Below are 10,157 nucleotides of genomic sequence, written 5' to 3' on the forward strand. Positions count from 1 at the left end.
AAAATCGTATGAATTGTTATAAGGTTTAACTTTTTAAAAACGATTATATCTATTTTCAATCATTAACACCAATTTTAAACATATGAATTTGAATAACTATACTATTAAAGCACAGGAAACCATTCAGGCCGCTCAGCAGTTGGCTTACAATGCGGGTAATCCGAACATTGAAACCAACCATTTATTAAAAGCACTATTAACTGATGAAGACAGTTCTATTGCCTATTTACTGAAAAAAAATAATGTAAATGTTGCTTTTGTTATTAATAAAACTGAGGAGAGCATTGCCAAACTTCCAAAAGTACAAGGCGTGGAACCTGCTCAGGCTTTGGGCAGGGAATTAAATAATGCCCTGTTAAAAGCCAATGCATCCTTAAAACAATTTGGCGATGAGTTTGTAAGTGTAGAACATTTGTTGCTGGGAATTATGCAGATGAATGATGATGCGGCTAAAATTTTAAAAGATGCCGGATTAACGGAAAAGGGATTTGTAGCGGCGGTAAAAGAATTACGGAAAGGTGCTACCGTTAACTCTCAAACACAATCGCAACAATTCAATATACTTCCAAAATATGCTAAAAATTTAAATGAATTAGCTAGCAATGGAAAATTAGATCCTGTTATTGGAAGAGATGAAGAGATTAGAAGAACCCTGCATATTTTATCGCGCCGTTCTAAAAACAATCCAATATTGGTTGGTGAACCGGGCGTAGGTAAAACAGCTATAGCAGAGGGATTGGCCATGCGTATTGTAAATGGCGATGTGCCCGAAAATTTAAAAAGTAAAATTATTTATGCATTAGATATGGGGCAGTTAATTGCCGGTGCAAAATATAAAGGTGAGTTTGAAGAAAGGTTGAAAGGTGTTGTGAAAGAAGTGGCCGAAAGTGAAGGCGAAATTATTTTGTTTATTGATGAAATTCATACTCTTATTGGCGCCGGTGGAGGAGAAGGAGCCATGGATGCGGCCAATATTTTAAAACCTGCTTTAGCTCGTGGCGAATTAAGAGCCATTGGTGCAACCACTTTAAATGAATATCAAAAATATTTTGAAAAAGATAAGGCTTTGGAACGTCGTTTCCAAAAAGTAGTGGTAGATGAACCCTCTGTTGAAGATGCTGTTTCTATTTTACGGGGCATCAAAGACAGATATGAAACGCACCACCATGTTCGCATTAAAGATGAAGCTATTATTGCAGCAGTCGAATTATCGAACCGGTACATAACCGATCGCTTTTTGCCCGATAAAGCCATTGATTTAATTGATGAGAGTGCCGCCAAACTTAGGCTGGAAATGAATTCTATGCCGGAAGAGTTAGATAAATTAGAAAGAAACATACGCCAGTTAGAAATTGAAAGAGAAGCCATTAAACGTGAAGATGATGAAGCGAAACTAAAAGAATTGAATCAGGAAATTTCGGTGTTGAGTGTTGAACGCGATACCTTAAAAGCTAAGTGGAAACAGGAAAAGGAAATTGTTGAAAAAATACAAAATGCCAAAGCAGCTATTGAATCATTGAAATTAGAAGCTGAACGTGCTGAACGGGAAGGCGATTATGGTAAAGTAGCCGAAATAAGGTATGGAAAAATCAAAGAAATGGAAGCACAAATTGTGCAATTAACCAAAGAACTGGATGAGGTATCACCCGAAAAGCGTTTATTAAAAGAAGAAGTAGATGCAGAAGATATTGCAGAGTCTGTAGCCAAGGCAACCGGAATTCCATTAACTAAAATGCTGCAAAGTGAACGGGAAAAATTATTAAATTTAGAAGATGAGTTGCATAAACGAGTTGTTGGTCAGGATGAAGCCATTACTGCCGTTGCCGATGCCATTAGAAGAAGTCGTGCCGGATTACAGGATCCTAAAAAGCCCATTGGTTCATTTATTTTTCTGGGTACAACCGGTGTTGGTAAAACAGAATTAGCCAAAGCATTAGCCGATTATTTGTTTGATGATGAAAACATGATGACCCGGATTGATATGAGTGAATATCAGGAAAAGCATACCGTATCTCGTTTAGTGGGTGCACCTCCGGGTTATGTTGGATACGACGAAGGAGGGCAACTAACTGAAGCTGTACGGCGTAAACCCTATTCCGTTGTGTTGTTAGATGAAATTGAAAAGGCGCATCCCGATGTGTTTAATGTATTGTTACAGGTGTTAGATGATGGCCGGTTAACCGATAACAAAGGCCGTACCGTTAATTTTAAAAATACCATCATCATCATGACCAGTAACATGGGTAGCCAGATTATTCAGGATGCTTTTGAAAATGTAAACGAAAAAAATAAAGAGGAAGTTGTTGAAAAAGCAAAAGTGGAAGTATTAAATCTATTGAAGCAAACCATTCGTCCTGAATTTTTAAACAGGGTAGACGAGGTAATTATGTTCCAGCCGTTAATGAAAGATGATATTAAAGGAATTGTAAACATACAGTTAAAGAATTTACAGGATTTGGTTGCTGCCAATGGAATACATATTGATTTTAGTGATTATTTGATTGATTATCTGGCTGAAAATGGGTTTGACCCTCAATTTGGAGCAAGACCTTTAAAACGCTTAATTCAAAAGGCTATTGTGAACCAATTGAGCAAGAAAATACTTGCTGGTGAAGTGGATAAATTAAAGCCGGTATTAGTAGATGTATTTGATGGGGTAGTAGTATTTAGAAACGAGTAGTTGTAATAAAGAAAAACACTATTTGATTGTTTTTGCGTTAATTATGCTACTTTGCGCCCAAAATTCAGTAAAATAAGCTGATTTTAATTCATTTTTTTATCGATTAAATAGTGTAATAATGGCAATGAAACCCAAAGAGGCACTCATAATTATTGAACCAAAAGATATATATGTAGGCAAAGATACTGCGCCTGTAACTTTAATGATGTTTGGTGATTATGAAAGTGATGCCTGTGCGGCTGCTAATGAAGTGGTAAAACAGGTATTGGAAAAATATCCGGATGATGTTAGATTAAATTTCAGACATTTCCCTTTAACCAATATTCATCAACGGGCTTTAAAAGCTGGCGAGGCAGCTGTTGCAGCAGGGCAGGAAGGTAAATTTTGGCCTATGCATAATTTACTGTTTCAGAACAGGCATAATTTGGGTACCATTACTTTAAAATCTTATGCAAGGGAAGCGGGTGTTACCAGTAAAGTATTTTTAGATGATTTGATGAACTCAACTTTTGGATGGCAGGTTCGTGGCGATATTAGTTATGGCCAGCAAAAAGGGGTAAAAGAGGTACCCACTTTCTTCCTGAATGATGAACGTTATACTGATTCCATTACATTAGCCGGATTTTCAAAAGCGATTGATGCTATTTTGGCTTCGGGAGGTTCTAAAACAAAAAAGGCCACTAAAAAAAGGGCCTAATAATAATGGATATTTGAAAGCCTGTGTTCCATGCTCATAAAACACAGGCTTTTTTTATTGTGCCTGTCAACTATTGTCTTTTGTGTTGGCATCCATAAATATACCACCGTCAATTTTTAACGATTGAATGCTTTTGTTAGTTTCAATAGCAATACTGGCTTGCTTTTCATTGGTTTTCCAGATAAAAGCATTTTGGTGTATAGCATCTGTACTTCCATCGGTGTAAGTAACCATTACATCAAACGGCGCATCAAATCCACCGATATTGTTAATACTAACGGTGTACCCTTTGCTATTTTTAGTAATATTTTGAATGGCTAAATCAATGTACCCGTTCGTGAAATACCAATTTTGCCAAAACCAATTTAAGTTCTGCCCCGAGGCATCGTTAAACGTGTTGAAAAAATCCCATGGAAAGGGGTGCTTACCGTGCCAGCGGTTCATATAGGTATGTAAACATTTTTTAAACAAATCATCACCCAACATATCTTTAACAGCTAAATAGCCTAGCGATGCCTTTCCATAGGCATTATTACCATAGGCAAGACCTCTCAAAATATTAGCAGGTGTAATAATGGGAATATCTTCTTCTGCCGATGGATCGTTAATCCAACTACGCACTCTAAAACTTTGATAAAAATTTGCTGCAACTTTTGGCCCCAAATCTGCCTGTCCAATCAGGTATTCAAAGGTAGTAGCCCAACCTTCATCCATAAAGCCAAAACGGTTTTCATTAATGCCCATATAAAATGGAAAATAGGAGTGTGCAATTTCGTGTTCTGCTACAAAACGCGAAAAAACCGGGTCATCATTCGTACCGTCATTTACCATCATGGGGTATTCCATATCTGCATAACCCTGGCATACCGTTATTTTAGGAAAAGGATAAGGCACTCCGGGCCAGTTTTTTGAAAACCAGTCAATGGCATGATGAGCAAAGTTTATCATTTGATGGAAATCTTTTGCAGTATCGTTGTATGCCGATTGCACACTCACTCTTTCCCGGTTTGGGGCAACTGCAATACTGGCCGCATCCCAAACATAATGATCACTCACGCATAAAGCCATATCCGTGATGTTGTCTGCACTAAATTTCCAGGTATTGTTTTTTTGTTGTGTTACTTTCCCCTGCAACATTTCATTCAGAGTGGCAATAGAAATGGTAGAGTCTGTTTCCTGCGCCTGTTCTAACCGTTCAATGATATTAGGTGCCAGCACTTCTTTTGGATTGTTTAAATTACCGGTTGCCCATACCACAAAATTTTTGGGTACAGTTACTTGCAAACGATAGTTATTAAAATCATTGTAAAATTCCTGCTGATCGGTAAAATCTTCTTTATCCCATCCATTGTAATCGTCATAAACAGCCACTCTTGGATAAAAATAAGCCAGATAAAAAGTGGTGGAATCAATCATACCTTCTCTGCCGCTTTCCAATGATGCATCATAATGCCAGTCAATATGCAATTGAACAGAATCTTTAGGCATTAATTTTTGGGGAAAGCGTAATGCCTGCCAGGTAGCATGATAATTGGGTTCCTGCCATTCTATTGTTTTACCATTTACGCTAACTTTATCAATATGTACACCGGATGTTAAGTAATTGGCCGATGCATCATTATAGCGTAATGCGCCGGGTTTGTGTATATTTAAAATTAATTTTATAATTAAATAGGCAAGTGAGTCTGGGCTGTTGTTAAAATAAGTAATATCTTCTGATCCACGAACGGTTCTGAAAGGCGGTGATACTTGTAATGCTATAGCATAGTTGCCGGTATTTTGCCAGTAATGTACACCAGGCATGCCATTGGCCGATCGGGTTTGTTGTGTATAGGCCTTTTTTATATTTCGAGGCATATATAATGGCTGTGCAAAAATTTGTATGACCAGCAGCATGGAGCAAATGACAATGAAAGTTTTTTTCTGCATCTGAAATTTTTTAAAGATGAAAGTTATTTCATTCTATTCATTTTTCAGGAACGGAATTATATGAGTGGCACATGGCTTAAGGATGTTTGTAATATATTTACAACAAAAAAATACCCTGTTCATGTGAAATGATCATACGCGAAAGGTGGGTGTAATATCATTCGTTTACAGGGAACCAAAAATTGAATCAATCACTTAAACAGAAATATATGCACATGAAAAAATGGATATTGCCCGTAGTGCTTTTTATAAGTGGCAGTTCGGTTGTAATGGCACAGTCATCATCAAAACGCAGTTTACTGCCAACGGATATTTATCGGATAAAAAATGTATCAGATCCACAAGTATCGCCCGATGGAAAATGGATAGCTTACACCGTTAGTATGGCCGATAGTGCTAAAGATAAGCGCAATACAGATATCTGGATGGTGAGTTGGGATGGGCATCAGACTGTACAGCTTACCCATACACCTGAATCGGAATCAATGCCCAGATGGAGCCCAGATGGGAAATATCTTTCGTTTGTGTCAGCACGAATGGGAAATGCAATGGCGCAAATTTGGCTTTTAGACAGGCGTGGAGGTGAGGCAAAACAAATTACCCATTTAAAAGGAGATTTGGATGAATATGTTTGGAGTCCGGATGGTAAACAAATTCTTTTAACCATGAAAGACCAGGATTTTTCTGATACAGCCTCTACAAAAACCAGAAAACCTTACGTAATAGATCGCTACCATTTTAAAGAAGATATTACGGGTTATTTAGACAACCGGCATACCCATTTATATTTGTTTGATGTACAGGCCGAAAAGTTAGATACATTAACAAAGGGCCAGTTTGATGAAAGTGCTCCGGCTTGGAGTCCCGATAGTAAACGTATTGCTTTTGTAAGCAACAGAACGGCTGATCCTGATAAGAATGATAATACCGATATATGGTTGATGAATGCCGAAAAAGGAGCTTCTTTACAACAAGTAACTACTTGGCCGGGCAGTGATACGCGTCCTATGTGGAGTCCCGACGGGCAATCGATTGCTTATTTACAATCCAGCAGCAATGAGGCTTTTACCATGTATGGCCAAAATATTTTAGTGGTTGTGCCTGCCAATGGTGGAACACCTGTGTTGTTAACCACTGCTATTGACAGACCTGTTTCAAATCAGCAATGGGCCGCCGATGGCAAGTATATCTATTGTTTGATAACTGATAACAGAAAAAAATATCTTGCAAAAGTAGAACTGGCTACCCAAAAAATACAACCACTTGTGGAGGGTGAATTTTGTTTGGAAAGATTAAATATGAGTGATAATAAATCGCAAATGGCAGCGCTTTGGAGCGATCCCTATCATCCTTATGAAGTGGTGGTGATAGAAGGAAATGCCATGCACCAGATAACGCACATGAATGATGATTTTATGCAATCACTTACCCTGGCTAAAGTAGAAGGCTTTACATCAGTAAGTAAAGATGGAACAAAAGTTCCCTGCCTGTTATTTACGCCTCCGGGTATGGATAATGCTACTAAGTTATCTGCCATATTTTATATACATGGTGGCCCGGTAGCGCAAGATGACTATGCTTTTGATTTTACAAGGCAAGTTTTAGCAGCAGGGAATTTTGCTGTGATAGGTGTTAATTACAGAGGTAGTAACGGTAGTGGCTTGGCTTATATTAAAGCCATTTATGCAGATTGGGGTAATAAAGAAGTGATGGATATAACAGGCGCAGCAGATTATTTAATTAAAGCCGGAAAAATTGATGGAAACAGAATGGGAATTAGCGGTTGGAGTTATGGTGGTATTTCAACCAATTATACCATTGCTACCGATAACAGGTTTAAGGCAGCGGCCAGCGGTGCAGGCAGTTCCTTGCAATTAAGTATGTATGGCTTCGATCAATACATTACACAATACGAAACAGAATTAGGGAAGCCATGGGAACATCCTGAAAAATGGATGGCATTGTCTTATCCTTTTTTTCACGTAAACAAAATTAAAACACCAACATTATTTATGGCCAGTGAAAAAGATTTTAACGTACCTACCATTGGCGCAGAGCAAATGTATCAGGCATTAAAATCAATTGGTGTACCCACTGAATTGGTGATTTATCCGGGGCAACATCATGGCATTATCAAACCCTCTTATCAGGTTGATCGGTTAGAGCGGTATTTGGTATGGTTTAAACAATACTTACAATAGCTTACTATTGAAATAATCACAAAAAAACCTGATGCACTCTGCTCAGGTTTTTTTATGCAAATAGGCTAAAGTTTGTTGTTTAAAAATCTGAAAAAGATGTAGGATGCAGTAAATAAATATTAGCAGTAGAAACAGTATGCTGATATTCCGGTAAAGCAGATAATGTTTTCCAGGCCGGACTGTCGCCAAATGCTTTCCAATGCGCATCTCTGTCTGATATATTATTAAATGTTGTCATGTACATTAAGTCGGGCATATGGCAGCCTGATAAAACTTCTGCATAAAAAACTGCATTAAAATTGAGGCTTTTAAAAATATTGATTTCACCACCTTCATTAAACATTTTCACCTTTTGGTGATAGAAGGTTTCGTTAGAACCCTCATAACTTCTTAATTCATAAATACGTTCGGTAAGTGGGCCGGTTAATTGAGGTAAGGCAAACATTGGATGGTCTTTAAATGCTCTTAGCACTATGGTTTCAATTCTCTGATAAGGAGGAGCGTTATAAGTAGCCTGCAAATAAGTTGTACCATTTTTTTGCAGGTTACCATCTTTTAATAATTCATCATCCAGCAACAATAGTTTTTGTACAACTGTATTTGGGATAAAAACATATACACGTTTGTCGGTAGCCGTATCGTTATCATATCTTGTAAATACGCCAATTTTTTCAAAACCATGTTGGTGTAAGGCAGGTAAATATGCTTTTTCTAAATAATCATTTACCATGTTTACCTGGTCAGTGCTTTTACAATGGTAAACTTTAATAAGGTAATAATCTTTTTTCTGTTTTTCTTTTTGTGCTTTCAATGAATTTGAAATTGCTGCAATAAAAAATAAAGACAAAGCCAGCATGCTTTTTTGAGCCAGTCGTTTCATATGGTTTGATTTATCAGTTACAAAATGGTAGCGATTGGATATTGGTGATGATTGTGTTTGGTTTTGTAAGTAGTACAATCAGGACTATCCATTTTTTAAATTCAGCCTGCAAGCTACATTTTGTAGTGCTCCGATGCAAGTGCATTTCAATTATTCCTGCGTTTTGTTAAGCATTTCTGTATTATTTGAGGAATATCAATTGTTGGGCTTATTTATACTGGATGAATTTTTAAGTTTTTTTTAAGCTCGTTTGGGCAACAAAATAACTGAACGGGTATCTTTTCATTAAACATTGGCTCGTTTTTTGCCAACTAAAGTTAAACTATATCCATGTAATCAATTTTACTTAAAACTTTTACAAAATGAAAAATAAAATCCTCCTTTTTGGGCTGTTTTTATCAGCCATCTTTATTTGGACTGCATGTTCAAAAAGTAATTCTGTACAGCTGCCACCGGGAACACAGAAGGTTAGTCTTTATATGACGGATGGTCCTGGTTATTTCGATCATGTGTATTTAGATATTGATTCAGTAATGGTTTTGGTAGATACTTCAGAAAATACCCGAAACAATGATACTACTAATTGGGAACGGGTAGGCGATGATGATGAACACCATCATCCGGAAGGAAGTTTTGTTTGGGAAAATTTACATGTACAACCGGGTATATATGATATTCTTTCTCTTAGCAACGGAGTTGATACTTTGTTAGCTTCAGCAAACATAAAAGTGGGTGCTATTCGATTAATTAGAATTAATTTGGGTTCCAGGAATTCATTAGTTAAAAATAGTGTATCCTATCCTTTAAATTTATTTCCCGGTTCAAAGGGTTATGTAATAATACAATTAAAGGGAGATGAATGGGAAGAATATCAACCGGGAGCCTCTAGATTATGGTTGGATTTTGATGTTGCCCGTTCTATAATTGAAATAAATAACCAGTTTTACCTGAAACCAGTTTTTCATTTCTTTACTGAAGATAAAACAGGAAGTATATCTGGTACTGTATTGCCATTCAATGCGTACTCGGTTTTAAGTATTTACCGTGGTGAAGATACAGCTTATGCAATTCCCAAAAAAAATGGGGAATTTAAGGTGCGGGGATTAAAAGACGGTTCATATAGTGTATTCATCAATGCATCTAATGGTTACAAAGACACTACAATTAACAATATTACCATTAATGGGGCAAACAATGTAAATATTGGCGTGATACAACTACATCAATAACCAAAGCATGAAAATTCAAAACTTGGCATCGGAATATAACTTTTCCGATGCCATTTATTTACAAACAATAATTTAATTCCATTTAACGAGAAGATATCTGAATAAGTACAATTAAATTATGCAGATATTAGAATAAACCGTATCTTGCAACCATTATTTTATTATTTAAATTTTACAATGAACACAAAAATTCAAGGAACTGTAAAGTTCTTTAACGAAGAAAAAGGTTTTGGATTTATCAAACATGACGATTCAAACAAAGAAACTTTTGTACATGCCAATGGTTTAATTGACCAGATTGAAGCAAACGACAAAGTTGAATTTGATGTACAGGAAGGCCGTAAAGGTTTGAACGCTGTTAATGTTAAAAGAATAGTATAAAAGTATATCTATTTACAACCTTACCAAGGCCGGTAGCAACATTGCTGCCGGTCTTTTTTTTTGATATGTGTCAAACATCCATTTAAATAGTCAACCCTCAAAAAGTAATTTTCAATGTTCGATTAAAAATATTGTTGCAATAAAAATTTAAAAGTTGCAA

At 36.6% G+C, this 10,157-nt stretch carries 7 protein-coding genes; 5 read left to right on the forward strand and 2 right to left on the reverse strand.

Annotated elements, in window-relative coordinates:
* Positions 1-82: 82 nt before the first annotated feature.
* Positions 83-2,680, forward strand: coding sequence for an ATP-dependent chaperone ClpB (gene clpB / locus JK139_RS08415; RefSeq protein WP_218331055.1), 2,598 nt, complete (start codon positions 83-85; stop codon positions 2,678-2,680).
* A 118-nt stretch (positions 2,681-2,798) separates the two neighbouring features.
* A complete protein-coding gene (locus JK139_RS08420) occupies positions 2,799-3,377 on the forward strand; it encodes a DsbA family protein (RefSeq protein WP_075051683.1) in 579 nt (192 codons plus the stop codon).
* A gap of 66 nt (positions 3,378-3,443) precedes the next feature.
* On the opposite strand, the gene JK139_RS08425 is transcribed toward JK139_RS08420, so the two are convergent.
* A complete protein-coding gene (locus JK139_RS08425; protein ID WP_228733174.1) occupies positions 3,444-5,306 on the reverse strand; it encodes a M1 family metallopeptidase in 1,863 nt (620 codons plus the stop codon).
* 215 nt (positions 5,307-5,521) lie between these two features.
* On the opposite strand from JK139_RS08425, the gene JK139_RS08430 reads away from it, so the two are divergent.
* Positions 5,522-7,507, forward strand: a complete 1,986-nt coding sequence (locus tag JK139_RS08430; RefSeq protein ID WP_075051686.1) for a S9 family peptidase — start codon at positions 5,522-5,524, stop codon at positions 7,505-7,507.
* A 79-nt stretch (positions 7,508-7,586) separates the two neighbouring features.
* On the opposite strand, the gene JK139_RS08435 is transcribed toward JK139_RS08430, so the two are convergent.
* Positions 7,587-8,387 (reverse strand): NIPSNAP family protein, encoded by an 801-nt coding sequence (locus JK139_RS08435; RefSeq protein WP_074417813.1) that lies wholly within the window; start codon positions 8,385-8,387, stop codon positions 7,587-7,589.
* A 362-nt stretch (positions 8,388-8,749) separates the two neighbouring features.
* On the opposite strand from JK139_RS08435, the gene JK139_RS08440 reads away from it, so the two are divergent.
* Both JK139_RS08440 and JK139_RS08445 read left to right on the forward strand, forming a co-directional pair.
* Entirely contained in the window at positions 8,750-9,616 is an 867-nt protein-coding gene (locus tag JK139_RS08440; protein ID WP_074417812.1) for a DUF4382 domain-containing protein, read from the forward strand.
* A 177-nt stretch (positions 9,617-9,793) separates the two neighbouring features.
* A complete protein-coding gene (locus JK139_RS08445; protein WP_068248209.1) occupies positions 9,794-9,997 on the forward strand; it encodes a cold-shock protein in 204 nt (67 codons plus the stop codon).
* The last annotated feature ends 160 nt before the right edge of the window (positions 9,998-10,157 follow it).

The organism is Hydrotalea lipotrueae (assembly GCF_019249625.1).
Taxonomy (GTDB): domain Bacteria; phylum Bacteroidota; class Bacteroidia; order Chitinophagales; family Chitinophagaceae; genus Hydrotalea; species Hydrotalea flava.

Excerpts from the sequence above, each read along its gene's own strand:
- clpB (WP_218331055.1), top strand. The coding sequence starts at position 83 with ATGAATTTGAATAACTATACTATTAAAGCACAGGAAACCATTCAGGCC.
- JK139_RS08420 (WP_075051683.1), top strand. The coding sequence starts at position 2,799 with ATGGCAATGAAACCCAAAGAGGCACTCATAATTATTGAACCAAAAGAT.
- JK139_RS08425 (WP_228733174.1), bottom strand. The coding sequence starts at position 5,306 with ATGCAGAAAAAAACTTTCATTGTCATTTGCTCCATGCTGCTGGTCATA.
- JK139_RS08430 (WP_075051686.1), top strand. The coding sequence starts at position 5,522 with ATGAAAAAATGGATATTGCCCGTAGTGCTTTTTATAAGTGGCAGTTCG.
- JK139_RS08435 (WP_074417813.1), bottom strand. The coding sequence starts at position 8,387 with ATGAAACGACTGGCTCAAAAAAGCATGCTGGCTTTGTCTTTATTTTTT.
- JK139_RS08440 (WP_074417812.1), top strand. The coding sequence starts at position 8,750 with ATGAAAAATAAAATCCTCCTTTTTGGGCTGTTTTTATCAGCCATCTTT.
- JK139_RS08445 (WP_068248209.1), top strand. The coding sequence starts at position 9,794 with ATGAACACAAAAATTCAAGGAACTGTAAAGTTCTTTAACGAAGAAAAA.